Source organism: Diaphorobacter nitroreducens (assembly GCF_002214645.1).
Lineage (GTDB): Bacteria > Pseudomonadota > Gammaproteobacteria > Burkholderiales > Burkholderiaceae_C > Diaphorobacter > Diaphorobacter nitroreducens.
On the sequence record NZ_CP016278.1, the window covers coordinates 2,986,230 to 3,011,345 of the forward strand.

The 25,116-nt window shown below is 68.5% G+C and carries 25 protein-coding genes; 15 read left to right on the forward strand and 10 right to left on the reverse strand.

Annotated elements, in window-relative coordinates; all coding sequences use genetic code 11:
- Positions 1–15: 15 nt before the first annotated feature.
- From mrdA to BA022_RS14065, 4 genes are read right to left on the reverse strand one after another with little or no spacing between them, the layout of a single operon-like run.
- Positions 16–1,956, reverse strand: coding sequence for a penicillin-binding protein 2 (gene mrdA / locus BA022_RS14050; protein ID WP_012655335.1), 1,941 nt, complete (start codon positions 1,954–1,956; stop codon positions 16–18).
- A gap of 27 nt (positions 1,957–1,983) precedes the next feature.
- Positions 1,984–2,505, reverse strand: a complete 522-nt coding sequence (mreD, locus tag BA022_RS14055) for a rod shape-determining protein MreD (RefSeq protein WP_011803707.1) — start codon at positions 2,503–2,505, stop codon at positions 1,984–1,986.
- Positions 2,502–3,419, reverse strand: coding sequence for a rod shape-determining protein MreC (gene mreC / locus BA022_RS14060; RefSeq protein WP_088887853.1), 918 nt, complete (start codon positions 3,417–3,419; stop codon positions 2,502–2,504). The genes mreD and mreC overlap by 4 nt, the downstream gene beginning before the upstream one ends.
- 29 nt (positions 3,420–3,448) lie before the next feature.
- Complete coding sequence (locus BA022_RS14065) at positions 3,449–4,492, reverse strand: rod shape-determining protein (protein ID WP_012655332.1); 1,044 nt, start codon at positions 4,490–4,492, stop codon at positions 3,449–3,451.
- A 205-nt stretch (positions 4,493–4,697) separates the two neighbouring features.
- Between BA022_RS14065 and gatC the strand changes: the two genes are divergently transcribed.
- The 3 genes from gatC to gatB are packed head-to-tail and all read left to right on the forward strand — an operon-like array spanning position 4,698 to position 7,970.
- Positions 4,698–4,997, forward strand: coding sequence for an Asp-tRNA(Asn)/Glu-tRNA(Gln) amidotransferase subunit GatC (gatC, locus tag BA022_RS14070; protein WP_088887854.1), 300 nt, complete (start codon positions 4,698–4,700; stop codon positions 4,995–4,997).
- Positions 4,998–5,007: 10 nt separating this feature from the next.
- Positions 5,008–6,510: an Asp-tRNA(Asn)/Glu-tRNA(Gln) amidotransferase subunit GatA gene (gene gatA / locus BA022_RS14075; RefSeq protein WP_088887855.1), complete on the forward strand. Its 1,503-nt coding sequence runs from the start codon at positions 5,008–5,010 to the stop codon at positions 6,508–6,510.
- A 2-nt stretch (positions 6,511–6,512) separates the two neighbouring features.
- Entirely contained in the window at positions 6,513–7,970 is a 1,458-nt protein-coding gene (gatB, locus tag BA022_RS14080) for an Asp-tRNA(Asn)/Glu-tRNA(Gln) amidotransferase subunit GatB (RefSeq protein WP_088887856.1), read from the forward strand.
- A gap of 72 nt (positions 7,971–8,042) precedes the next feature.
- Here gatB and BA022_RS14085 read toward each other — a convergent pair whose 3' ends face one another.
- Both BA022_RS14085 and pyrE read right to left on the reverse strand, forming a co-directional pair.
- On the reverse strand, positions 8,043–8,723 hold the full coding sequence (locus BA022_RS14085; RefSeq protein ID WP_187305968.1) for a DUF4124 domain-containing protein: 681 nt from the start codon (positions 8,721–8,723) through the stop codon (positions 8,043–8,045).
- 65 nt (positions 8,724–8,788) lie between these two features.
- Positions 8,789–9,499: an orotate phosphoribosyltransferase gene (gene pyrE, locus BA022_RS14090; RefSeq protein ID WP_012655328.1), complete on the reverse strand. Its 711-nt coding sequence runs from the start codon at positions 9,497–9,499 to the stop codon at positions 8,789–8,791.
- Between the two features lie 10 nt (positions 9,500–9,509).
- Here pyrE and BA022_RS14095 point away from each other — a divergent pair, with 10 nt between their 5' ends.
- Complete coding sequence (locus BA022_RS14095) at positions 9,510–10,313, forward strand: exodeoxyribonuclease III (protein WP_088888625.1); 804 nt, start codon at positions 9,510–9,512, stop codon at positions 10,311–10,313.
- 104 nt (positions 10,314–10,417) lie between these two features.
- Here the strand turns inward: BA022_RS14095 and BA022_RS14100 are convergent, their stop codons facing one another.
- Genes BA022_RS14100 through BA022_RS14110 form a run of 3 tightly spaced genes read right to left on the reverse strand, consistent with a single transcriptional unit; the run spans position 10,418 to position 13,415 of the window.
- Complete coding sequence (locus BA022_RS14100) at positions 10,418–11,458, reverse strand: phosphotransferase (protein WP_088887858.1); 1,041 nt, start codon at positions 11,456–11,458, stop codon at positions 10,418–10,420.
- On the reverse strand, positions 11,455–12,228 hold the full coding sequence (locus BA022_RS14105) for an SDR family NAD(P)-dependent oxidoreductase (RefSeq protein WP_088887859.1): 774 nt from the start codon (positions 12,226–12,228) through the stop codon (positions 11,455–11,457). The genes BA022_RS14100 and BA022_RS14105 overlap by 4 nt, the downstream gene beginning before the upstream one ends.
- Positions 12,225–13,415, reverse strand: a complete 1,191-nt coding sequence (locus BA022_RS14110; RefSeq protein WP_088888626.1) for an acyl-CoA dehydrogenase family protein — start codon at positions 13,413–13,415, stop codon at positions 12,225–12,227. The genes BA022_RS14105 and BA022_RS14110 overlap by 4 nt, the downstream gene beginning before the upstream one ends.
- A 119-nt stretch (positions 13,416–13,534) precedes the next feature.
- On the opposite strand from BA022_RS14110, the gene BA022_RS14115 reads away from it, so the two are divergent.
- Positions 13,535–14,236, forward strand: coding sequence for a GntR family transcriptional regulator (locus tag BA022_RS14115; RefSeq protein WP_012655323.1), 702 nt, complete (start codon positions 13,535–13,537; stop codon positions 14,234–14,236).
- Between the two features lie 202 nt (positions 14,237–14,438).
- On the forward strand, positions 14,439–15,077 hold the full coding sequence (locus BA022_RS14120) for an MBL fold metallo-hydrolase (RefSeq protein ID WP_088887860.1): 639 nt from the start codon (positions 14,439–14,441) through the stop codon (positions 15,075–15,077).
- A gap of 161 nt (positions 15,078–15,238) precedes the next feature.
- Here BA022_RS14120 and BA022_RS14125 read toward each other — a convergent pair whose 3' ends face one another.
- A complete protein-coding gene (locus BA022_RS14125) occupies positions 15,239–16,144 on the reverse strand; it encodes a helix-turn-helix transcriptional regulator (RefSeq protein WP_228403611.1) in 906 nt (301 codons plus the stop codon).
- Positions 16,145–16,405: 261 nt separating this feature from the next.
- Here BA022_RS14125 and BA022_RS14130 point away from each other — a divergent pair, with 261 nt between their 5' ends.
- The 9 genes from BA022_RS14130 (at position 16,406) to BA022_RS14170 (ending at position 25,107) form a co-directional block, all read left to right on the forward strand.
- A complete protein-coding gene (locus BA022_RS14130) occupies positions 16,406–17,551 on the forward strand; it encodes an ABC transporter substrate-binding protein (protein WP_418236092.1) in 1,146 nt (381 codons plus the stop codon).
- Complete coding sequence (locus tag BA022_RS14135) at positions 17,548–18,516, forward strand: alpha/beta hydrolase (RefSeq protein ID WP_088887862.1); 969 nt, start codon at positions 17,548–17,550, stop codon at positions 18,514–18,516. The genes BA022_RS14130 and BA022_RS14135 overlap by 4 nt, the downstream gene beginning before the upstream one ends.
- Positions 18,513–19,550 carry a FecCD family ABC transporter permease gene (locus tag BA022_RS14140; RefSeq protein ID WP_088887863.1) on the forward strand — a complete coding sequence of 346 codons (1,038 nt, stop codon included), beginning with the start codon at positions 18,513–18,515 and terminating at the stop codon, positions 19,548–19,550. The genes BA022_RS14135 and BA022_RS14140 overlap by 4 nt, the downstream gene beginning before the upstream one ends.
- On the forward strand, positions 19,547–20,356 hold the full coding sequence (locus tag BA022_RS14145; RefSeq protein ID WP_088887864.1) for an ABC transporter ATP-binding protein: 810 nt from the start codon (positions 19,547–19,549) through the stop codon (positions 20,354–20,356). The genes BA022_RS14140 and BA022_RS14145 overlap by 4 nt, the downstream gene beginning before the upstream one ends.
- Entirely contained in the window at positions 20,353–20,661 is a 309-nt protein-coding gene (locus BA022_RS14150) for a DUF2218 domain-containing protein (protein ID WP_088887865.1), read from the forward strand. The genes BA022_RS14145 and BA022_RS14150 overlap by 4 nt, the downstream gene beginning before the upstream one ends.
- Positions 20,662–20,706: 45 nt before the next feature.
- The gene (locus BA022_RS14155; RefSeq protein ID WP_088887866.1) at positions 20,707–22,857 is read left to right on the forward strand and encodes a TonB-dependent receptor; all 2,151 of its coding nucleotides are present in this window, start codon (positions 20,707–20,709) and stop codon (positions 22,855–22,857) included.
- 69 nt (positions 22,858–22,926) lie between these two features.
- On the forward strand, positions 22,927–23,199 hold the full coding sequence (locus BA022_RS14160; protein WP_088887867.1) for a hypothetical protein: 273 nt from the start codon (positions 22,927–22,929) through the stop codon (positions 23,197–23,199).
- The gene (locus BA022_RS14165; RefSeq protein ID WP_088887868.1) at positions 23,180–23,479 is read left to right on the forward strand and encodes a hypothetical protein; all 300 of its coding nucleotides are present in this window, start codon (positions 23,180–23,182) and stop codon (positions 23,477–23,479) included. Before BA022_RS14160 ends, BA022_RS14165 begins: the two co-directional genes overlap by 20 nt.
- Positions 23,476–25,107 (forward strand): PepSY-associated TM helix domain-containing protein, encoded by a 1,632-nt coding sequence (locus BA022_RS14170; protein ID WP_088887869.1) that lies wholly within the window; start codon positions 23,476–23,478, stop codon positions 25,105–25,107. The genes BA022_RS14165 and BA022_RS14170 overlap by 4 nt, the downstream gene beginning before the upstream one ends.
- Positions 25,108–25,116 lie beyond the last annotated feature (9 nt).

Consider the following 25,116-nt stretch of genomic DNA (forward strand, 5'->3'; position numbering starts at 1 on the left):
CGGGCGCAAGAGCCCTCAAGGCATCGCGAGCGGCACGTCCGCCACGTTGCGCGGCGTGCCCATGGGAGCACCGGCCTGCCCCTTGGAGACGGCCGCCAGGTCTTGCTCGCTCGGGTACTGGCCCAGCAGCCAGTAGTCGAACACGCGGCGCACGATGGGCGCCGCCGCCGCCGCGCCAAAGCCCGCGTTCTCCACGATCACGGCCACGGCGATGCGGGGCTCCTCCACGGGCGCGAACGCGGCAAACAGGGAATGGTCGCGCTGGTGCTCCTCCAGCAGCTTGGCGTTGTACCGCACGTTCTGCCCCAGGCTCACCGCCTGCGCCGTACCGGTTTTGCCCGCCGAGGTGTAGGGCGCGCCCGCGAACACGCGCCGCCCCGTGCCCGCCTGGTTCACGGCCATCAGCGCGTTGTTCACGATCGCCACATGCTTGGGGTTGTAGCCCAGACGCTCGCCGGGGGGCTGCTGCACCTCGGTGACCTGCCCGCCCACCTGGTCTTTCACGGCCTTGATCAGGTGCGGACGGTGGCGGGTGCCGCCGTTGGCCAGCGTGGCCTCGGCCACGGCCAGCTGCAGCATGGTGAAGTTGTTGTAGCCCTGGCCGATGCCCAGCGACACCGTCTCGCCCGAGTACCAGCGCTTGGCCTCCGGGCGCTTGTAGGTGTTGCGCTTCCACTCGGTGCTGGGCAGCACGCCGCGCACTTCGCCCCCGAGGTCGATGCCGGTGATCTGCCCGAAGCCCAACGGCTTCATGAAGTCGTGGATGGCGTCCACCCCCATCTCCACGGCCAGCGAATAGAAGTAGGTGTTGCTCGAATACTGGATGGCGCGGTGCATGTCCACGCCGCCCAGGCCGCCTTCATGGCTGCGGAAGGTGCGCCCGCCATAGTTGTAATAGCCCGGGTCGTTGAACACCTGCCCCGCCGTGCGCTTGCCCAGCTCCAGCGCGGCCAGCGCCATGAAGGGCTTGTAGGTGGAGCCGGGAGGGTAGGTGCCGCGCAGCGCGCGGTTGAGCAGCGGCTTGTTGATGGACTCGTTGAGCGCCTGCCAGTTTTCCTGGTCGATGCCCTCGACGAACAGGTTGGGGTCGAACGTGGGTTTGGACACCAGCGCCAGCACCTCGCCGTTGCGCGGGTCCAGCGCTACCAGAGCGCCGCGGCGCTCGCCGAACATATCTTCGATCAGCTTTTGCAGCTTGATGTCCAGCGACAGCATCACCGTGTTGCCCGGCGTCGCCGGGTGGCTGTTCAGGCGCCGCACGGCATGCCCGCCGGCCGAGGTCTCCATGCGCTCGAACCCCGTCTGGCCGTGGAGCGTGGATTCGAAGCTCTGCTCCACCCCCAGCTTGCCGATGTAGTCCGTGCCGCGGTAGTTGGCCGCATCGTCCGAGTCCTCGATGCGCTCCTTTTCGCGCTGGTTGATGCGGCCGATGTAGCCGATGGCGTGGCTCGCCACCTCGCCCAGCGGGTAGTTGCGAAACAGCCGCGCCTTGATGTCCACGCCGGGGAAGCGGTAGCGCTGCGCCGCAAAGCGCGCCACCTCTTCGTCCGACAGCCGTGTGCGAATGGGCAGGGAGTCGAAGCTGCGCGACTCCTCGCGCAGACGCTTGAAGCGGCGCCGGTCGCGCGGCTGGATGTCCACGACCTCGGCCAGCGCGTCGATCGTCGCCTCCAGGTCCATGGTCCGCGAGGGCGTGATCTCCAGCGTGTATGCCGAGTAGTTGGTGGCCAGCACCACGCCGTTGCGGTCCAGGATGAGGCCGCGGTTGGGCACGATGGGCACGACCGCCGTGCGGTTGCTCTCGGCCTGGTCCGCGAGGTCCTCGTGGCGCACCACCTGCAGCACCACCAGGCGCGCGACGATCAGCAGGAATGCCAGCAGCACCACCACGCCCACGACGAACACGCGCAGGCGAAAGTGCCAGACATCGGCCTCGGCATTGCGCAGTTCGGTCATCCGCGGCGGCCCTTCACCCCTGCGCGCTCACAGCGGCCGGTTTTCATCGCGGTCGGGCGGGCGGCGCTGCGGCGCCAGCAGCACCCAGCTGGCCAGCGGCCAGAGGGCGGCCTCCAGCAGCGGTGCCACCAGGCCTTCGAAACCCGGCAGGATGCCCCCGCCGATGGCTACGCGCAGCAGCAGTTCAAGCGCATGGGCCGCAAAGAACAACGGCAGCAGTTGCAGCGCCTGCAGCAGCGGGCCGAACCACAGCAGGCGGCGGTGCGTGTACTGCGCGCCGAACATCAGCAGGCAGTACACCAGCGCATGCTGGCCCAGCAGGGCAGACTGGTACACATCCAGGCACAGCCCCATGAGGAAAGCCACCCCCAGCCCCACGCGCTGCGGCTGGTGCATGCCCCAGAACACGAGCAGCACCATGACCCAGTCGGGCGTCCAGACCACGCGGCCCAGTGGCAGCATGTTCAGCGCCAGCGCGGCCACCAGGCTGGCAGCGATGAAGACCGGGTTCACGGGCAGCAGCAGCTGCTGGCCCTTGGGCATGATCATTTGCGGCCTCCGCGCTTGGGCGCCGCCGGCTCGGGTTCGGGGCGCGGGGGCAGGTCGGCCACCACTGGCTTGAGCACCATCACATGGCGCGCTCCGTACATCTGCGCCACGGGAGCACAGTAGATGCGCGCAAAGGCGGAGTCGGCACGCCGCTCCACGCGCAGCACGCGCGCAACCGGCAGGCCCGCAGGGTACAGGCCGTCCACGCCGCTGGTGGTGAGCAGGTCGCCTTCCTGCACATCCGCATTGCCCGGCGTGAAGCGCAGCTCCATGCCTCCGCCATGCCCGGCCACCGGGTCGCCGTAGGCCACGCTGCGTGCACCGGTGCGCAGGTTGAGCACAGGAATGGCCTGGTCGCGGTCGATGAGCAGCGTGACTTCGCTGAGCATGGGGAACACGCGCGTGACCTGCCCCAGCACCCCCGAGGCATCCATCACCGGCGAGCCCGGCTCCACGCCTGCCAGCTGCCCACGGTCCACCATCACACGCCGCGTATAGGGGTCTGCCGTGTCATAAATCACTTGCGCGGCCGTGGCCTCGGTGGTCAGGCGCTCGCGCAGTGCCAGCAACTGGCGCAACTCGGCGTTCTCGCGCAGCAGCTGCTCGGCCTCGCCGGCGCGCACCGACATTTGCGCCATGGTGCGCTGCGCGTCGTCCATGCCCTGCTGTGCGGCCTGCAGCGACTGGAAGTATCCAGCCCCCTTGTCCGCGAACTCCACCGGCTGCAGCATCAGCCATTGCAGCGGGTACAGCGCCGTGGAGACGGCCTTGCGCAGCGGCTCGGTCAGGTGAAAGCGTGCGTCCGCCACCATCAAAAACAGCGCCAGGGCGCTGTAGAGGGTGAGGCGGGAGAGCGGCGATGGCCCCTGCTTGAACAGCGTCGGCGCCGAACGGTCCAGGGTTCCCAGTGGCATGCGGACAGCTCGTCAGGCGCGGTTCGGGCTCAGTCGCTGGTGAAGATGCTGCCCTGGCGGTCCATGCGCTCCAGCGCGATGCCGCAGCCGCGCACCACGCAGGTCAGGGGCTCCTCGGCCACCAATACGGGCAGGCCGGTTTCCTCAGCCAGCAAACGGTCCAGGTCGCGCAGCAGCGCGCCGCCGCCGGTGAGCATCATGCCGCGCTCGGCAATGTCGGCGCCCAGCTCCGGCGGGGTCTGCTCCAGCGCGTTCTTGACGGCGGAGACGATCTGGTTGAGCGGCTCGGTCAGGGCCTCCAGCACCTCGTTGGACGAGATGGTGAAGCTGCGCGGCACGCCCTCGGAGAGGTTGCGGCCCTTGACCTCCATCTCCTTGACCTCGGAGCCGGGGAAGGCAGAGCCGATGTTCTTCTTGATGGCCTCGGCCGTCGGCTCGCCGATCAGCATGCCGTAGTTGCGGCGGATGTAATTGATGATGGATTCGTCGAACTTGTCGCCACCCACGCGCACGCTGCCCTTGTAGACCATGCCGCCCAGCGAGATCACGCCGACCTCGGTGGTGCCGCCGCCGATGTCCACCACCATGGAGCCAGAGGCCTCGGATACCGGCAGGCCCGCGCCGATACCGGCGGCCATGGGCTCTTCGATCAGGTACACGGCGGTGGCGCCGGCCGCTTCGGCCGCGTCCTTGATGGCGCGGCGCTCCACCTGGGTGGAGCCGCAGGGCACGCAGATGATGATGCGCGGGCTGGGCGTGAGCACCGAGCGGGGATGCACCATCTTGATGAACTGCTTGATCATCTGCTCGGTGATCACGAAATCGGCAATCACGCCGTCCTTCATCGGGCGGATGGCCTCGATGTTGCCAGGCACTTTGCCCAGCATGGCCTTGGCCTCGTGGCCCACGGCCTGGATCACTTTCTTGCCGTGCGGGCCGCCCTCATGGCGGATGGCGACGACGGAGGGCTCGTCGAGCACGATGCCCTTGTCGCGGGCGAAGATCAGGGTGTTGGCTGTGCCAAGGTCAATGGCCAGGTCGGTGGAGAAGTACCGACGGAAAGCTCCGAACATGCAGGGGTCCTCTCAGGCACGGCATGCACGTCGGCCTGCCGTCGCCGGATATTACGGGGTGTTTGTTGGCTTTTTTCGCACAATGACCGGCAATATGGAGGTCTAGCGGCAAAGCCGGGATAATAACGCATCCCCTGTGAATAACTCCCCCTGGCGGAGCCCGGAAAGCCGCTTTACATCTGGTTTCCGCCCGTCCCTCTTCCCTATGGCACTGACACCCCAGGATATCGGCCGCATCGCCAATCTGGCCCGGCTCGAACTGAGCCCCGGCGAAAGTGAGCGCATGCTCACGCAACTCAACGGTTTTTTCGGCATCGTCGAGAAGATGCAGGCTGTGGATACCCATGGCATCGCCCCCCTGTCGCACCCGGTGGCGGTGGTGCAGGATGTGCAGCTGCGCCTGCGCGAGGACGTGGCCAGCGAGCCCGACCAGCGCGAGGCCAACCAGCGCAGCGCGCCGGCCGTCGAGCGCGGCCTGTTCCTGGTGCCCAAGGTCATCGAGTGAGGACGACAGCATGAGCAACACCCCCTCCTCCGAACTCCACGACCTGGGCATCGCACAGCTGACCAGCGCACTGCGCAGCAAACAGGTCTCGGCCGTCGAGGCCGCGCAGCATTTCCTGGCCCGCGCACACCCGCACCAGAACCTGGGCGCCTACGTCGCCATGAACGAGGACGCCACCCTGGCGCAGGCCCGCGCGCAGGACGCGGCCCTGGCCGCCGGCACGGCTGCCCCGCTGGCCGGCGTGCCGATCGCGCACAAGGACATCTTCGTCACCCGCGACTTCCCCAGCACCGCCGGCTCGAAGATGCTGGCCGGTTACCAGTCGCCGTTCGACGCCACTGTGGTCACTCGCCTGGCCGATGCCGGCTGCGTAACCCTGGGCAAGCTCAACTGCGACGAGTTCGCCATGGGCTCGGCCAACGAAAACTCCGCCGTGGCGCCCGTGGGCTGCGACGCCCCCGCACCGGTGCGCAACCCCTGGGACACCAGCCGCATCCCCGGCGGCTCCTCGGGCGGCAGCGCCGTGGCCGTGGCCGCGCGCCTGGCGCCGGCCGTCACCGGCACGGACACCGGCGGTTCCATCCGCCAGCCGGCATCGTTTTGCGGCGTCACCGGCATCAAGCCCACCTACGGCCGCGCCAGCCGCTACGGCATGATCGCCTTCGCCTCCAGCCTGGACCAGGCTGGCCCGATGGCCCGCTCGGCCGAGGACTGCGCGCTGCTGCTGTCGGCCATGTGCGGCCCCGACCCCGACCGCGACTCCACCAGCCTGGACGTGCCGGCCGAGGATTTCAGCGCCAAGCTGAATGACTCCATCGACGGCCTGCGCATCGGCATCCCGGCCGAGTTCTTCGGCGACGGCCTGGCGGGCGACGTGCGCGCCGCCGTCGATGCGGCACTCAAGGAGTACGAGAAGCTGGGCGCAAAGCTGGTGCCCATCAGCCTGCCGCGCACGGAGCTGTCGATCCCCGTGTACTACATCATTGCGCCGGCCGAGGCGTCGTCCAACCTCTCGCGCTTTGACGGCGTGAAGTTCGGCCACCGCGCCAAGGACTACGCCGATCTGGTGGACATGTACAAGAAGACCCGCGCCGAAGGCTTCGGCGACGAGGTCAAGCGCCGCATCATGATCGGCACCTACGTGCTCTCGCACGGCTACTACGACGCCTACTACCTGCAGGCGCAGAAGATCCGCCGAATGATCGCGGACGACTTCCAGAACGCCTTCAAGGATTGCGACCTGATCGCCGGCCCCGTGGCGCCCAGCGTGGCCTGGAAGCTCGGCGAGCACGGCAACGACCCGCTGGCCGACTACCTGGCCGACATCTTCACCCTGCCCGCGTCGCTGGCCGGCCTGCCCGGCATGAGCGTGCCCGCCGGCTTTGGCGCGGGCGGCATGCCCGTGGGCCTGCAACTCATCGGCAACTACTTCCAGGAGGGCCGCCTGCTGAACGCCGCGCACCGCCTGCAGCAGGCGACCGACTTCCACCTCCGTGCGCCGGAGGGCATCTGACCATGACCGCGAAACTCATCCAGGGCTACGAAGTCGTCATCGGCTTCGAGACCCACACCCAGCTCGCCACCCGCAGCAAGATCTTCAGCCGCGCCAGCACCGCCTTTGGCGCCGAGCCTAACACCCAGGCCTGCGCCGTGGACCTGGCGCTGCCCGGCACCCTGCCGGTGATGAACCGCGAGGCCGTGGCCTGTGCTATCAAATTGGGACTGGCACTTGGCTCCCACATTGCGCCAGAGAGCATTTTTGCGCGCAAGAACTACTTCTACCCGGACCTGCCCAAGGGCTACCAGATCAGCCAGTTCGAGATCCCGGTGGTGCAAGGCGGCGAAGTCTCCTTCTATCTGGGCGATGAGAAGAAGACCGTGCGCCTGGTGCGCGCCCACCTGGAGGAAGACGCGGGCAAGTCGCTGCACGAGGACTCCTCATTGGGTGGAGGGGGCCAGTCGGGCATCGACCTGAACCGCGCCGGCACGCCGCTGCTGGAGATCGTGACAGAGCCCGACATCCGCAGCAGCGAAGAAGCCGTGGCCTACGCCAAGGAACTGCACAAGATCGTGACCTGGATCGGCATCTGCGACGGCAACATGCAGGAAGGCAGCTTCCGCTGCGACGCCAACGTCTCGGTGCGCAAGCCCGGCCAGCCCCTGGGCACGCGCCGTGAGATCAAGAACCTCAACAGCTTCAAGAGCATGCAGCAGGCGATCGACTACGAGATCCGCTGGCAGATCGAGGAGATCGAGGATGGCCGCGCGATCCAGCAGGCCACCGTGCTGTTCGACCCCGACACGGGCGAGACGCGCGCCATGCGCACCAAGGAAGACGCGGCCGACTACCGCTACTTTCCCGACCCCGATCTGCCGCCGCTGCGCATCGCCGCGCCGTGGATCGATGACATCAAGGCCCAGATGCCCGAGCTGCCGCGCGCGATGGCCGCGCGTTTCGTGCAGCAGTACGGCCTGCCCGAGTACGACGCCACCACGCTCACGCAGAGCCAGGCCATGGCGGCCTATTTCGAGGACGCCGCCAAGGGCTGCGGCCAGCCCAAGCTCGCCTCCAACTGGGTGATGGGCGAGATCTCGCGCCGCCTGAATGCCGAGGAGATCGGTGTGGAGCAGGCCAAGGTGGACAGCGCCCAACTGGCGGCGCTCATCGGCCGCATCAACGACGGCACCATCAGCAACAACGCTGCTCGCCAGGTATTCGAAGCCTTGTGGAACGGCGAAGGCCATGACGTGGACGCCGTGATCGAGGCCAAGGGCCTCAAGCAGATGAACGATACGGGCGCGCTGGAGAAGATCATCGACGAGGTGATTGCCGCCAATGCCGCCAACGTGGAACAGTACAAGGCCGGCAAGGACAAGGCCTTCAACGCCCTCGTAGGCCAGGTGATGAAAGCCAGCAAGGGCAAGGCGAACCCCCAGCAGGTCAACGACTTGCTGAAGGCCAAATTGGCCTGAAACGCTGGCCAGTCAAGCGCTGGCAGCTATCAAAAAGAAGGCTCCCGTTGGAGCCTTTTTTTGCGTACCGTCTCAGCGCGAGGCGCCGGGCGATACGAGCGTCGACTGCGGCGGCACCAGTTGCGACGCCGCCGCGCGTTGGGCCGCCCATAACTGGCGCAGCTGGGCCAGTTCGGCGTCGAAGCGCTGGTGGATGCGGCGCTTTTCCTGGTCCTGCGCGGTCAAGAAGCGCTGCTGCTCGGCCACGGCCTCATCGTTCTCGGCGATCTGGCGCTGCAGCTTCATCGGCGCCTTGAGCGGGTCGCGGCGGTAGAACTCCATCTCGCCGTCAATGCGCTTGCGCTCGACCTGCAGTTCCTGGATGCGCTTGCGTGCTACGGCCATGACCTCGTCCACCTGCACGAGGGCGGCCTCGCGCTCAACCTGGTGGGCCGCCTCGTCGGGGTAGCGCGCCATCAGCACGCGCTCGCGGCGGCGCTCTTCGGCAATGCGGGCGCGCTCCTGCGCCTCCTTGCGGCGCTGCACTTCCAACGCGGCACGCTCGTGTTCGGTCAGCGTGGGGCCGATGCGGCGCCGCTCGGCACCGGTGTGGTCCAGGATGCGCTGCTCACGGTCCACGCAGTCGGCGATGGGGCGGTCGGCGGTGATGCGCCTGCCGGTTTTGTCGATACAGGTGTACACCTCTTGCGGCTTCGGCTGCGCCCAGGCGACCGGGGACAACAGGCCCAGCGCTGCGGCGGTTGCTCCGGCCATGAACCAGCCCGCGTGTCGTGTGCCTGCTTTCAAAACCCCTGCCCTCCTGGCTGCTGCCGTTGTTTTCAGTCGTTCACGCCGTAGCGCTGGCGATAGGCCAGCACCCGCTCGTGGTGCTCGCGCATCTGCGTATCGCCGCCACCCGCCGATAGGTATTGCAATAAGTCTGCCAGCTTGGCGATAGCACAAACCTGCATGCCCAGTTCACGGCGCACGTACTGCACGGCGCTGTGGTCCACGTCCTGTCCATTCTCGGTGGCCTTCTCCTGGCGGTCGAGAGCGATCGCAATGGCATGCGGCGTGGCACCCGCGGCGCGGATCAGCGCGATGGACTCGCGCGCGGCGGTGCCGGCGCTCATCACGTCGTCGATGATGAGCACCTTGCCCTGCAGCGGCGCGCCCACCAGCGTGCCGCCCTCGCCATGGTCCTTGGCCTCTTTGCGGTTGTAGGCAAAGGGGACGTTCTTGCCCAGGCGCGCCAGCTCCACGGCCACCGTGGCGGCCAGCGGAATGCCTTTGTAGGCGGGGCCGAAGACCATGTCGAACTCGACGCCGCTGGCCAGCAGGGCTTGTGCATAGAATTGCGCCAGCCGCCCGAGCTTGGCGCCGTCGTCGAACAGACCGGCGTTGAAGAAATACGGGCTCATGCGGCCTGCCTTGGTCTTGAATTCACCAAAGCGCAGCACCCCTGAATCCACAGCAAACCGCACGAAATCCTGCGCCAGGCGGGCTTGGCTCGCCCCTTGTTCCACCGTCTGCGCGCTGTCTGTCACCATGGATGCATCCTTGTTCAAATTAACCAGTCTCAACCTCAACGGCATCCGCTCGGCCACGTCCAAAGGGGTCGAGGCATGGATTGCCCAAAGCCGGCCGGATTGTATTTGCGTACAGGAAATCAAGGCCCAGTCTGCGGACATGCAGGGGCGTTTCGAGGAACTGGCCGGCCTGAAGGGCTACTTCCATTTTGCGGTGAAGAAGGGCTACTCCGGCGTGGGCATCTATGCGCGCCACGAGCCCAGCGACGTGGTCATCGGCTACGGCTCCAGCGAGTTCGACACCGAGGGGCGCTACGTGGAACTGCGCTTTGACACCCCCGCGCGGCGCCTGTCCATCATCAGCGCCTACTTCCCCAGCGGCTCCTCGGGCGAGGAGCGCCAGTTGGCCAAGTTTCGCTTCCTGGAGGAATTCCATCCGCACCTCATGCGGCTGAAGGCCGAGCGGGAGTTCATCCTGTGCGGCGACATCAACATTGCCCACCAGCAGATCGACCTGAAGAACTGGCGCAGCAACCAGAAGAACAGCGGCTTTTTACCCGAGGAGCGCGCCTGGATGACAAAGTTGTTGCACATCTCTGACCCCGCGGGCGGGCTGGTGGACGTTTACCGTCAGTTACAGCCTGAGACCACGGACGCTTGCTACACGTGGTGGAGCAATCGCGGCCAGGCCTATGCCAACAACGTGGGGTGGCGCCTGGACTACCACCTGGCGACGCCCACCATCGCGGCGCTCGCGCGTACCGAGGAAATCTACAAGGCGCAGAAGTTCAGCGACCACGCGCCCATCACGGTGGGGTACGAGCTGTCGCTCTGAATTCAGGAGCTATTCGCGCCGGGTGTTCGGCATTTTCCACGCGCTTTCGCATGGAAAAGCTTACATATCCAGCGCGAACAGCTTCTATTTTCATAGCGACCTGCTTACTGGCGCCCGGCCATGTAACGCTGCGCCGCCTCCCAGCCCAGTTCGGCCAGCGGTCCGGCCTTGGCGCCCGTCTCCACCGCGTCGGCGGCCGCGGCATTGCCGTCCTGCGCCCGCTGGGCGATGCCGTGCAGGATGGCCGCCATGCGGAACAGGTTGTAGGCCAGGTAGAAGTCCCAGTGCTCCGCCGCCTCGCGTCCGGTGGCCTGCTCGTACCAGCCCACGTACTCGCTTTCCTGAGGGATGCCCAGCGCCGCGAGATCGAGCCCGCCGATGCCGCGCCACAGGGTGGGCGGGATGCGCCAGGCCATGCACTGGTAGGCCAGGTCGGCCAGTGGGTGGCCCAGCGTGGACAGTTCCCAGTCCAGCACGCCGATCACGCGCGGCTCGCTGGGGTGGAACACCAGGTTGTCCAAGCGGTAGTCGCCATGCACCAGCGTGGTCTCGTCGTCCTGCGGCAGGTGCTGGGGCAACCAGTCCATGAGCCGCTCCATCGCCGGCGTGACGGGCACCGTGGCCTCGCGGCACTGGCGCGACCAGCGCGCGACCTGGCGGCCCACGTAGTTGCCAGGTTTGCCGTAGTCGGCCAGGTCCACGGCGGCGTAGTCCACGGCGTGCAGCGCGGCGATCACGCGGTTCATCTCGTGGTAGATGGCGGTGCGCTCGGCCGGGTCCATGCCGGGCAGCGACTGGTCCATGAGCACGCGGCCCTGCAGAAACTCCATCACGTAGAACGGCGTGCCCAGCAGCGCCGCATCGTCGCAATAGGCCAGCATGCGCGGCACGGGCACGGCCGTGTCCTGCAGCGCGCGCATCACGCGGTACTCGCGGTCGATGGCGTGGGCCGATGCGATCAGCGCCCCCGGGGGCTTCTTGCGCAGCACGTAGTTGCGGCCTTCCGCCGTGGTGATGCGAAAGGTAGGGTTGGACTGCCCGCCCGCCAGTACCGTGGCCGCGAGCGGCCCCGTGCCCGCCAGACCCTGCGCGCGCAGGTAGTCGCCCAGCGCGTCCAGCGGCAAAGAAGTGGATGCCCCGCTCATAGCGAACTCACCAGGTGCGCGCCGTCGACCGCCACCGTGGCGCCCGACATGGCGGCGCCGGCGTCGGACGCCAGCAACAGCAGCGGCCCATCCAGGTCCGTCAGCTCGCCAAAGCGCCGGCTGGGGATGCGGCTGCGCAGCTTGTCGCCCGCCTCGCTGGTGAGGAAGTCGCGGTTCAGGTCGGTCACCACGTAGCCGGGCAGCAGCGCGTTCACGCGGATGCGGTGGCGCGCCAGCTCCAGCGCCATGGCCTTGGTGGCCTGGACCACGCCGGCCTTGGAGATTGCATACGGCGCCACGCCGCCCGCCACGCGCTCGCCCAGGATGGAAGCCACATTGACGATCGCGCCGCCCTTGCCCGCGGCCACCATGCGGCGCGCCGCCTCGGTGGCGACAAGCCAGCAACCCTTGAGGTTGGTGTCCAGCACCTGGTCGAAGTCTTCTTCGGTCTGCTCCAGCAGCGGGCGCGTCAGCGTGACGCCCGCGTTGTTGATGACCGCATCGGGCACGCCCCAGGCGCCCACGGCGTCCAGGCACGCGCGCACGCTGGCGGCATCCGTCACGTCCAGCGTGAACGCCCGCGCCTCACCGCCCGCGGCGGCGATGTCATCCACCACGCCCTGCAGCTTGTCGGCCCGGCGCGCGGCGACGGCTATGCGAGCGCCCACCGAAGCCAGCAGCCGCGCGAAATGCTGGCCCAGGCCACTCGATGCGCCGGTGACCAGCACCACGCGGCCGTCCAGGCGAAAGGGCGTCAATGCATCGCTCATACCGCCTCCTTGGCTGTGGCGGCCTTTTCGGCCATGTGCACGAGCTTGCGCGCCATGCTCCAGCGGTGCACCTCGCTCGGGCCGTCGTAGATGCGAAAGGCCCGCATGTCGGTGAAGATGCGCATCACCGGCGTCTCGCCCGTCACGCCCTGCCCGCCCAGGATCTGCACGCTGCGGTCCACCACGCGCCACTCGGCCTCGGAACACACCACCTTGGCGCGGCTGGACTCGAAGTTGCACTTCTCGCCCTGGTCCAGCATCCATGCGGTGTGCCAGATGTGCAAGCGCGCGGTGTGCAGGTCCATGTCGTTGTCGGCCAGCATGTAGCCCACGCCTTCGTGCTCGGCCAGCGGCTTGCCGAAGGCGTGGCGCTTGCGCGCGTATTCCAGCGCCGTATCGTGCGCGCGGCGCGCCTGGCCCAGCCAGCGCATGCAATGCGTAAGGCGCGCGGGCGCCAGGCGCACCTGCGCGTAGCGAAAGCCCTTGCCCACCTCGCCCAGCACATCGGCCGCGGGTACGCGCAGGTTGTCGAAACGCAGCACACCGTGGCCGCCAGTGAAGCAGGCGTCCATGGCGTCCATGTTGCGCTCCAGCACGATGCCGGGCTTGTCCATGTCGGTCAGGAACATGGTGGCCGAACCGTCCTCCATGCGCGCCATGACGATGGCGTAGTGCGCGCCTTCTGCGCCGGTGATGAACCACTTGCGGCCGTTGATCACGTAGTCGTCGCCATCCCGCACGGCCGTGGTGTCCAGCATGGACGGGTCCGCCCCCGCGCCCGGCGCGGGCTCGGTCATGGCGAAGCACGAGCGCCAGTCGCCAGCCACCTGGCCGCGCAGCCAGCGCTCCTTCTGCGCGGGCGTGGCCACCTCTTCCATCAGGTGGATGTTGCCCTCGTCGGGCGCGTGAATGTTGAGTGCCGTGGGGCCCAGCCAGGAGTAGCCGGCCTCCTCGAACACCACGGCCTTTTCCACATGCGTGAGGCCCATGCCACCCATGGCGCGCGACGCATGGGGCGTGAGCAGCCCTGCCGCCTTGCCGCGCGCCACCAGCTCGTCACGCAACGCCTCGCTCGGGCCGTGGTGGGACTGGCGCTCGTCGTTTTCCAGGGGGATCACCTGTTCGGCGATGAATTGCCGCACCTTGTCGCGCAATGCGCGCAGTTCAGGGGAGAGAGAAAAGTCCATGCGGGCCTCGTAGAAGGTCAACCAGAACACCTGGCATATTGCGGATGATATTGTTGAACAATTTTGAAAACAATACCCCTACCGTTGTGCTAACGTTTGCGCAATCTCCTCGCCCGCTCATGACCTCCATCGCCCCGCCCTTACCCGATTCGCCCGATACCGGGGCCGACGCCCCGCAGAGCGCCGCCGACGCGGTGTTCCACGGCATCGTGCAGGGGCTGGCGCAGCAGCGCTTCGTGCCCGGCCAGCGGCTGGTGGAGGTGGACCTGGCCGCGCAGTTCGGCGTGAGCCGCAACTCGGTGCGCGAGGCGCTCCAGCGCCTGGCGGCCCAGGGACTGGTGGACCTGTTTCGCAACAAGGGGGCGGCCATACGCACCCTCTCGCCCCAGGAAACGCTGGAGGTGCTGGACGTGGCCGAGCGCATGACCGGCCTGCTCGCGCGCAGCGCGGCGCGCGGCATCGCCCACGGTGCACCCACAGCGCCCATCCAGGCAGCCCTGGCGCAACTGCATGAGGCCGACCGCAGCCAGGACGCAGACGCCTTCGCCAGCGCGCGCCGCGGCATGTACCGCGCGCTGCTGGCCGCCAGCGGCAGCCGCGAACTGCGCCGCCTGCTGCCCTCCATCCACATGCCGATCGTGTACGCACAGCACCGCCCCGCCACGCTGCAGCAGGTGCGCATGCGCGACTACCAGGCGATGTGCGACGCCGTCCTGGCGGGCGACGCCGCCGCGGCCGACGCAGCCGGCATGCAGCACGTGCGCAACGTGCGCGAGGCCATTGCGCGCCGCCTGGGCGCGGTGGGACTGGCCGCCGACTGAAGCGGCCACATCCCGCTCCCACCATCAAGCGGGCCGGTAGCAGGCAACGGCAGCCCGCGCCCCAACAGAGATGCGCGCCACGCGCGGGACTTGTTCATCGGTGCTTTAAGCACCGCGCGCCGTCCCAACCACAAGCAAATGTGCCCCGCTTTGTGCGGGGCACTTTTTGTTGACCCCAGCGGCGTGCCGCGACAATGGACGGATGCTTCACTACCGCACTCTCCCCGTCACCGCGTTCCAGCAAAACAGCTCCATCGTCTGGTGCGATGAAACGATGGACGCCGCGGTCATCGACCCCGGGGGCGACCTGGATGCCCTGGTGGCAGAAGTGCAGCGCCAGGGACTGCAACTGAAGGCCATCTGGCTTACGCACGCGCACATCGACCACGCCGGTGGTACGGGCGAGCTGGCCGAGCGGCTGTCCCTGCCCATCATCGGACCGCATACAGGCGACCAGTACTGGATCGATGCTTTGCCGCAGCAAAGCGCCATGTTCGGCTTTCCGCCCGCGCGGCAGTTCACGCCCACGCGCTGGCTGCAGGACGGCGACACGGTCACCATCGGCCGCGAAACATTGCACGTGCGCCACTGCCCCGGCCACACGCCCGGCCACGTGGTGTTCCATGCACCGCAGATCGACCGCGCCTTCGTGGGCGACGTGTTGTTCGCGGGCAGCATCGGCCGCACGGACTTTCCTGGCGGCAACCACCAGCAACTGATCGACAGCATCACCCAGCGCCTGTGGCCCATGGGCGACCAGACGGTGTTCATCCCTGGGCACGGGCCGGAGAGCACCTTCGGGCGCGAGCGCCGCAGCAATCCTTATGTGGGCAATACGTGATTTAGCTATATATTTTGTAGCTGATAGCGCTTTCCCAATAAGCTTTGCAAGCACTTGTGACTCATAGTTAACCTGCTTCTTGGCGTCGAGCGGCCCGCTGGACCTACGGACCTCCACCAGCGGCGCCAAGCAGGCGCTGGTGTCGTGATAGCGCCCGTTGGCTACACCCGCGAACGGGCCAGCTTAGGAGGGTGGCCAAAGCGCCGCCGGTACGCGGTGGCGAAGTTGGCCGCACTGGTGTAGCCCGCCACCCCCGCCGCCTGCCCCACGGTGAGACCCTCATGCTCCAGCGCATGGCGTGCGCGCTGCAGGCGGCAATCGCGCAGATGGTCGAACACGGTGGTGCCGTAGACGGCGCGGAACTGTCGCTGCAGCGTGTTGGCGTTCACGCCCGCGTGGCGCGCAATCTCGTCGAGCGACAGGCCGTCGGCCTGGCCCGAGCCCAGGAATGCATGCAGTTCGCGCAGGCGCTGGTGTTCGCGCGGACGCAGCGCGGCCGGTGCAGGCGCAGGCGGTGCAGTGGGGTGCTGGTGGAGCGTGCCTAGCGCCTCGCCCGCCAGTTCCAGCGCGCGGCTCTCCAGGTAGATGCTCTGCAGCAGCGGCTCCAGCTGCGGCGGATGCACGATCTGCTCGGCGATCGCCACGGCGCGCGGGGACACCTGCCAGGGCCGCGTCTCGAGATGTCGGTGCATGAAGTCGTCCAGCACGCCTGGAAACGCGCCGCATTGCGCCAGCCAGTTGTGCCCCAGGCCCAGATTGACCCGGCGCGAATACACGCCCCGTCGCGTGCGGCGCGTGAGCTGCTCCTGCTCGGCCACCGCTACCAGCACGGCGCTGGCCCCGCCGCGTGCGCTGGCCAGCGCCACGCGTTGGGCGCCATAGGAGACATCCACCGCGCCTTCGAGCAGCAGCACGATGCGCAGGCCCACACCGATCTCGGTCTGCACGGTGAGATCGCCCGCGTCCGGCGCATCCTCCCAGTGCAGCAGCAGGCCCGGCCGCAACTCGCGCAGGCGCGCCAGGTGATCGCGCAGCGCAGGCTCGGCGGGCGGATTGCCGGGCGTCACAACGCAGCAAGGGGAGGCGCTGGCGGACGGTGAGCATGGGAAATGGCCGTGCATGGCGAACTGCGAGCCTCGAAGGAAAAAGACGACGGTAAAGCGCACCGAACCCCAGGGCACGCAAACATCTTTGTTGGCGCGGCAAACAAAGGCAACGGCGGCATGTGGGATGCTACCAGCCGCAATTAAGCAATGCAAATCATTCTCAATAAAATTAGCGATTCGTAACCCGCAGCGATGGTGATCGCTGCCTTGGATCTCCGCAACATGCCTTCCCCTTTCCGCTGCCTGCGCTGGATGCTCACCAGCGCATTGATTTCGCTGTGCGCTCTCTTCGCGGCCCATGCCCAGAGCACCTTGACGGTGACCGACCTTGCGGGCCGCACGGTGCGCATACCCGCCAAGGTCGAGCGCATTCTGCTCGGCGAAGGGCGCCTGCTGCCCGCACTGGCCGTATTCGACAAGGACGATCCCCTGCGTCGGCTGGTCGGCATGATGGGGGAGTTCGAGAAGCTTGACGAGGCCGGCTACGCGCAATGGAAGCGCCGCTTCCCGCAGATCGACCAGGTACCCCGCGTGGGCCGCACGAGCAGCGGCAGTTTCAGCGACGAGCAAGCCATCGCGCTGCGGCCGCAGGTGGCGATCTTGGGGCTCGCGGGCGGCCACGGCCCGAGCGAGCGCGACCGCGAGACCCTGGCGCGCCTGGAAGCCGCGGGTATCGCGGTGGTGTTCATCGACCTGCGTCACGAGCCCCTTGCCAACACACCACGCAGCATGCTGCTGCTGGGCGAAGTGCTGGGCAACAAGCGCGAGGCCGAAGCGTTCGTGCAATTCTGGCGCACACAACTCGCGGTGGTCACCGACCGCCTCGCCCAGGCACGCCCCACTGCCCCCACGGTGTTCCTGGAAAACCGCGTGGGCCTGTCCGAAGGCTGCTGCGACACCATGGTGGGCCTGGTCGGCAAGCTGCTGGACGCGACCGGCGCACACAACGTAGCCCGCGGACTGGTGCCGGGAGAATTCGGCACGTTGAACCCCGAGTTCCTGATCGCGCGACAGCCGCGCGTGTACATCGGCACGGGCATCGGCACGCTGGCCGCGGCGCGGCAAACGCCGCTGCGCGTCGTACTCGGCGCCGACGCCACGCCCGAAGCGGCGCGTGCCTCGCTCGCGCGCGCAGTGCAGCGCCGCGGCATCGCGCAGTTGCAGGCCGTCCGGGAAGGCCGCGCCTACGCCATGTGGCACCACTTCTACAACTCGCCGTTCAACGTGGTGGCCGTGCAGGTGTTCGCCCAGTGGCTGCACCCCACGCTGTTCGCCGACCTCGACCCGCGTGCCACGCTGCAGACGATGTACGAGCGTTTCCAGCCGATTGCACTGGAAGGCGTCTACTGGACGGCGCTCACGCCATGAGCCTTGCCGCGCAGCTCCCAGAAACGCACGGCACAGCCCCGGGCGCAAGTGCTTCCGTCTCGCCCACCTACACCCGCCGCACGCTGCTGGGCCTGGGCGCCCTATCGGCCCTGCCCGGCTGCGCACGGCTGACGCTGGAGCAGGCGCCCCCCGTCGCGCTGCCGGGCACGCGCTGCATCGACGTCGCCTCCGGCGACCACACGCACCGCATCATGCTGGCGGTGCCGCCCGCGGCTCCGCCCCCGCAGGGTTGGCCCGTGCTCTACGTGCTGGATGGCGACCTGGTGTTCGCGCTTGCCGCGCAACTCATGCGCAATCGCTTCGCGCGCGGCCCCGGCGCCCCGGCGCAGGGCGCCGTGGTGGTGGGCCTGGGCTATGCCGGCGACCGGGTGCTGGACCTGGACGCGCGCACCTACGACTACACGCCATCCGCACCCGGCCCTGCAACGGACAGGCGCGGCCGCCGCGAGGGCGGAGCCGACGCCCTCCTCGATTTCATCGACGCCACGGTGCGTCCGCAGGTGGAGCAGGCCGTGCGCACTGACATGGCACGGCAGACCCTCTTCGGCCATTCCTATGGTGGCCTGTGCGTGTTGCACGCGCTGTTCACACGGCCCGGTGGCTTTCAGAACTACGTGGCCGCAAGCCCGTCCGTGTGGTGGCGCGACGGCTTCATCCTGCAGGAACAGGCAGGCTTTCGCGCCACACGCCGCGGCGATGCGGCCCCTGTGCGCCTGCTCGTCACCCTGGGCGAGCGCGAGGCACAGCGGCCCGCCGACCCCGCCCGCGCCGCCATCGCACGCGAGCGGCGCAGCGCCGAGCACCTGCACACGCTGCTCGACGGCCTGCGCGGTACGCCGGGACTGGACTGGCGCTTCCTGTCTTTCCCCGGCGCCGGCCATGGGGACAGCATGGCGCCCGCCGTGCAGCAGGCGCTGGCGCTCGCCATCGGAGACGGCGCATGACCGCGCTGGCCGCGCGCTATCGCCGCTTTGCCGCGCTGCGCCTGTGGCTGCTGGCCGCCATGGCCGTGGTGCTCTGCCTCACGCTCGCGCTCGATCTCGCCACCGGCCCTTCCGGCCTGCCGTTCACCGACGTAGCGGCCGGGCTGCTGCAACCCGGCAGCCTGTCCCTGGAGCAGCGCGTAATCCTCTGGGAGGTGCGCCTGCCCTACGCGGTGATGGCATTGCTAGTGGGCGCGTCCCTGGGCCTGGCGGGCGCTGAGATGCAGACCGCACTCAACAACCCGCTGGCCAGCCCCTTCACGCTGGGCCTGTCGGCAGCAGCGGCCGTCGGCGCATCCATCGCCGTCGTGGGCGGCTTCACACTCATGGCCTTCGGCGAGAACTTGGCCGTCCCGCTCTCAGCCTTCGTCTGCGCGGCGGCGGCCACGCTGCTGATCCAGCTGCTCGCGTGGCGCTACGGCGCCACGGTGGACACGGTGGTGCTGTTCGGCATCGCGCTGCTGTTCAGCTTCGAGGCGCTGCTGTGGCTCATGCAGTTCATCGCCGACAGCAATGCGCTGCAGCAGATCGTTTTCTGGACCATGGGCAGTCTCGCGCGCGCCACCTGGAACAAGATCGCCCTCGTGGCCGCCGTGCTGTTGCTGTGCGCGGTCTGGTCCGCCAGGAATGCCTGGCCGCTCACCGCGCTGCGCGCTGGCGAGGACCAGGCCCGCAGCTTCGGCATCGCGGTCGAGCGGCTGCGCCTCATCACGTTGTTGCGCGTGAGCCTGCTCGCAGCCACGGCGCTCTCGTTCGTGGGAACGATTGGATTCGTGGGCCTGGTGGGGCCGCACATCGCGCGGTTGCTGCTGGGCGAGGACCACCGCTACTACCTGCCGGGGGCTGCACTTGCGGGCGCGCTCATGCTCTCGGGCGCCTCCATCCTCAGCAAGGTGCTGGTGCCCGGCGTGGTCCTGCCCATCGGCATCATCACCGCGCTGGTGGGCGTGCCCATGTTCCTGGCCCTGGTGCTGGGCCGCCGGAGGGGCGCATGAGCGCGGGGCTGGAGCTGCGCCGCCTGAGCGTGGGCTACCCGCGCCGGCCCGTATTCGAAGGGCTGGACCTGGAATGCGTCGCCCCAGGCGCGCTCGTGGCGCTCGTCGGCCCGAACGCCGTGGGCAAGTCCACGCTGCTTAAGGCGATCGCCGGGCTGCGGCCGGCACGCGGACAGGTGCTGCTGGACGGCACCGACCTCGCCACCCTGCCCCCGCGCGCACGCCTGCGCCGCGTGGGCTACCTGCCCCAGGCACTGCCCCAGGCCACCTCGCTCGTGGCCTACGAGGCCATGCTGAGCGCGCTGCGCGCGAGCCGCCCCGAACTGGGCCGCGAACCGGCCGAGGCCGCCATCGCCGGCGTGTTCGCCGCGCTGGAACTCGATGCGCTGGCCCTGCGCCCCCTGGCCGAACTCTCCGGCGGGCAGCGTCAGATGATCGGTCTGGCCCAGGTGCTGGTGCGTGCGCCGCGCCTGATGCTGCTGGACGAGCCCACCAGCGCGCTCGACCTGCGTTGGCAACTAAGGGTGCTGCACGCCGTGCGCGCCCTGGTTGCCGAAGGGCGAACGCTCGCCGTGATCGCAGTGCACGACCTGAACCTGGCCTTGCGTTTTTGCGACCACATCGTGGTGCTGGGCCAGGGCCACCCGCACAACCGCCTCCTCGCCGCCGGCCGCCCGGCCGAGGTCCTCACGCCCCCGCTGCTGCAAGCCGCCTACGGCGTGCGCGCGCGCGTGGAACGCTGCAGCCTGGGCCACCCCCTGGTGCTGGCCGACGAAGCGATCTCCCCCACACACGACGTCCCATGATCCACGCCCGCGGCCATGTGCGCACCCCCGAGGCCAGCCGCTGGCTGCAGCGCCTGTGCCACCACTTCAGTCGAAAGATCGCCGTGCGCTATGACGAGCACGAGGGCCACGCCGAGTTCCCCTGGGGCCTGTGCGACATGCACGCCGACGACACCGCGCTGCACTTCGCATGCCGTGCGCAGGACGCGCAGCAGTTGGCGCGCGTGCGCTTCGCCATCGACGAGCACGTGAAGTTGTTCTCGCGCAAGCACCCGCTGGCGGTGCAGTGGCACGCATGCACACCTGCAGCCGAAGGCACGCCGTAGCGCCCCTCCACCAGACATCGTTTTTTTGTGCTTGAGGATAGAACCATGCAGAACCCTTCGATCCGCCAACCGCGGCTCCATTCCATCGCGCTGGCGCTGCTGGCAACCGGGGCCTGCTCGGCGGCCCTGGCCCAGACGGCAGCGCCCGCCGCAGGTGAGGCCGCCGCCCTGCCGCAAGTCACCGTGCGCAGCAAATACGAGCGCGAGGACCTGCCCGTGCGTGCGCCCGGCCACAAGGCCGCCTCGGGCGCGCGCCTGGGCATCCTGGGGGCCACCTCCATCATGGAGGCGCCCGTGCACGTCAACGCCTACACCCGCGAACTCGCCGAGGACTGGTCGGCCCTCACGCTGCAGGACGTGCTGGAGAACGACGCGGCCGTGGTCTTCACCACCAACAAGAACCACATGCTGCAGAACTTCAACCTGCGCGGCCTGGACATGAACGCGATGGACATCGCCACCAATGGCCTGTACGGCATCGCGCCGTCCAACTCGGTGCCGATCGAAATGTTCGAGCGCGTGGAGGTGCTGCGCGGGCCGAACGTGCTGCTCTCCGGCATGCCGCCCCTGTCCAGCGTGGCAGGCACCGTGAACATGGTGACCAAGCGTGCGCTGGCCCAACCCATTGCGGACCTGACGCTGACTTATGGCACGCACTCCTACTTCCAGGCCCACGCCGACGTGGGCAAACGCTTCGGTGATGAAAAGCGCCTGGGCGTGCGCTTCAATGGTGTTTACGGCGATGGCGAGATGGGCGCCGAGGACGAGAGCCAGACCCGCCGCGTCGGCGCGCTGGGACTGGACTACTTGGGCGACCGCTCCCGCTTCTCGCTGGACCTGTACAACAGTGTCAACAAGATCGACAACGGCAGCCCCGGCATCTTCAACTTCCTGGGCAATGCGTCGATCCGCGGCGTCGGCTACCTGCTGGAGGCGCCCTCCGGTGACACCAACATGTTCCGTGGCACCCATGGCAAGTACGACAACAGCGGCGCGCTGGCCCGCGCGGAGTTCGACTTCACACAGGACTGGCAGGGTTACTTCGCGTTGGGCGGCTCCGAAGCCGAGGGCAAGGGCTTGCTGTTCGGCACCCGCGCCTTCGTCACCGGCGCGGACGGCACCACACGCGGCGCGATCTACCGCGTGCACACCCAGTCCGAGCGCCGCACGGCCGAGGCCGGGGTGATCGGCAAGTTCGAGACGGGCGCTGTCCGCCACCGCTTGCAGTTGTCCGCCAATCTCCTCAAGCACAAGGAAGGGAGCGTGAACACGGCCTGCAACTACTGCTACACCACGAACATGTACGAGCCGGTGGTCCCCAGCTTCCCGGCGGCGCCGGTGTGGAAGGGCTACACCACCGAGACCGAGTTCCGCTCGCTGGCCGTGGCCGACACCCTCGCCTTCGCCGGCGAGAAGGTGCTGCTGACCGTGGGCGGGCGCCACCAGACGGTGAAGACGCCGCTGGTGAACGGCATGGCCAGCGACTACAGCAAGAGCCGCTTCTCGCCCATGGTGGCCGCCGTCGTGCGCCCTTGGGGTGACGATATTGCCCTGTTCGGCAACTACACCGAGGGGCTGGAGCCCGGCCAGACCGTGGGCGTGGGCTATGCCAACGCGGGCGAATCGCTCGCCCCCCGCGTCACCAAGCAGGCGGAGCTCGGCGTGAAGCTGCAAACGGGTGCGCTGACGCACACCTTCAGCGCCTACCAGATCAAGCGCCCCTCGTTCACCGGCGTTGCCCCCGCCGCCCTGGTGGAGGACGGCGAGCAGCGCCTGCGCGGTCTGGAGTGGAGCCTGTACGGCATGCTGACCGAGAACCTGTCGCTGCTGGGCGGTATCACGCGCATCGAGTCCGAGCAGCGCAACACCGGCCGGGAAACCTTTGGCGTGCCGGAATGGCGGCTGCGCATCGGCGCCGACTGGCAGACCCCTGTGCAGGGCCTGAAGGTGGGGGGCCGCGTGATCCACACCGGCTCACAATGGGCCGACTCGGGCAACCGCATCCGCGTACCGTCGTGGAACCGCCTGGACCTGAACGCCAGCTACGCCGCCACTTTCGGCGCCACCCCCGTGCGCTTCAACGCCAGCGTGGAGAACGTGACCGACAAGAACTACTGGATCGGCACGTTCGGCGATGGCTTCGTGATGCCTGGCGCACCACGCACCTTCAAGGTGTCCGCAACGGTCTCGTTCTGACGAGGCTCAGCGCGCCCCGCCGGCCGCATGCATGCGGCCGGGACCGCTGCCCAATGCCCGACGCACGCCATGCCCGTCTTCACCCTCCTCGGCCTGGCCACCAGCACGCTGGCCTGCCTGTGCCTCTACGCGGCCTCGCCCCACCAGCGCCTGTGGGCGGCACCCTGGCCTCGCCGGCCCGCACGCATCGCGGGCGCGGCGCTGCTGCTGCTCGCCTGGCTGGCGCTGGTGCAGGACCTGCACCGCCTGGCCGCCGCCTTCGTCCTGGGCACCACGCTGATGCTGGCGCTCGCCGTACTGCCCTATGCAGGAGCACTGATCCATGCCCGCCGCACGCCATGACCCCATCCGGCCCGACTGGGTCTCCAAAACCCTGGCCGGCTTGGTGCTGGGCCTTTGCCTGGCACTTATCGCCTCAGCCCTGCTGATGACGCAACTGCGCGGCATGCCGCTTGCTGTGGGCGGGCAGCTCGCCATGTGGCTGGTGCCCCCGGTGTGGCTGGGCGTGCTGTCCGGCGTGTATTTCTTCAGAAGCGGCCGGCACGCCTGGGCCTGGCTGCTGGGCGCCAATGCCGTGGGCCTGGGCCTGTGGTGGCTGCTGTGGCAAGGGGGCGCGGCATGAGGGCCGACCACGTTCGCATCTACAAGTCCGTTCATACCTGGACGGGCATCCTGAGCGGCCTGGCGCTGTTCATCGCGTTCTACGCCGGGGCGCTCACGGTGTTCAAGGAGCCCTTGCGCCAATGGTCCACGCCGCCCGCGGCCGGCATGCAGCCCGTGCCGATGGATGAGGCACAGCCGCTCATCGCGCAAGCCCTGGCCACCGTGCCCCCCTCCATGCGCGCCACGGTGCTCTCGCTGCGGGGCGATGGCGCTATTCCGCGCCTGGAATGGCAGGTACGCGCGCCCGGCGCCGACGACCACGACGAGGGCGCCGCCCGCCACTACTCCGCCACGCTGGGCGCGGACGGCAGCTTGCAGGTGCGCGAACAACCACCATCACGGCTGGTGGAGTTCATCGACGTGCTGCACCGCGTCGTCGGACTGCCCGTGGATTCGGACCCGAACCGCTGGGTCATGGGGGCGGTCTCGGCGCTGTACTTCGTGGCGCTGGTCTCCGGCGTCGTGGTGCTGCTGCCCTCGCTGGCCAAGGATTTCTTCGCACTGCGCGTGGGCAAGAACACCAAGCGCATGTGGCTGGACGCGCACAACGTGGTGGGCATCGTCAGCCTGCCGTTTCACATGGTCATGGCACTGAGCGCCGTGGTGTTCGCCTACCACGACCAGATCTACGCCCTGCAGGACAGGCTGCTGCACCAGGGCCGGTGGTCGCAGTCCTCCGCCAGGCCCCCGGCGCTGCCCGGCGCCGCGTCAGCGCGCGACCCCGCAGAAATGCTCCTGCCATCGCAGCTCGTGCGTATCGCCAGGCAAGCGGCGCCGGGCTTCGAGCCCACCGCCCTGCACTACGCGCAAGTGACGGGCCCGCGGCCCCTGGTGCGTGTGTGGGGCAAACACCCCCAGGACATCGCGCCGCGCGCCATGGGCGGGTTTGCCGCGATCGATCCGTACAGCGGCAAGCTCCTGTCGGCCGACTACCTCCCGGGCGCGCAGAGTACGCCCAACCTGCTCATCAGCAGCTTCTTCGCGCTGCACATGGCCTCGTTCGGTGGCACGGCCGTGCTGTGGCTGTACTTCCTGCTGGGGCTGGCGGGCGCATGGCTGTTCTACAGCGGCAATCTGCTGTGGGTCGAGACACGGCGCAAGGCCCAGCGCAAGGGCGTGGGCACCAGCGGCGCCCTGCCCGAGCAGCGGCGCGACACGGCCCTGATGGCCGCCGCCACGGTGGGCGTGTGCATCGGCTGCGTGGCCGGCCTGTCGCTGACCCTGGCCGCTGCCAAGTGGCTGCCGGGGCGCGTGCAGAACATGGCCGCCTGGCACGTGGGCATCTATTACGCGGTGTTTTTCGCCAGCGTGGCCTGGGCCTTCATTCGTGGCGCGGCGCGCGCGGCCGCGCCGCTGCTGTGGCTGGCAGTGGCCTGCACGCTGGCCATCCCCGCCTCCAGCCTGCTGGGCTGGTTGGCACCCGGCGCCGGTGCCTGGGCGGATGGCGCGCTGCTGGGCGTGGACCTCACCGCGCTCGCAGGGGCGCTGGCACTGGCGTGGATGGCGCGCGCCACGGCGCGGCGCGTGCGCAGCGGGCCACGGGACAGCGTCTGGTCCGCGCCCATGCGCAGGAAAGAATCCGAATAAAAACAAGCT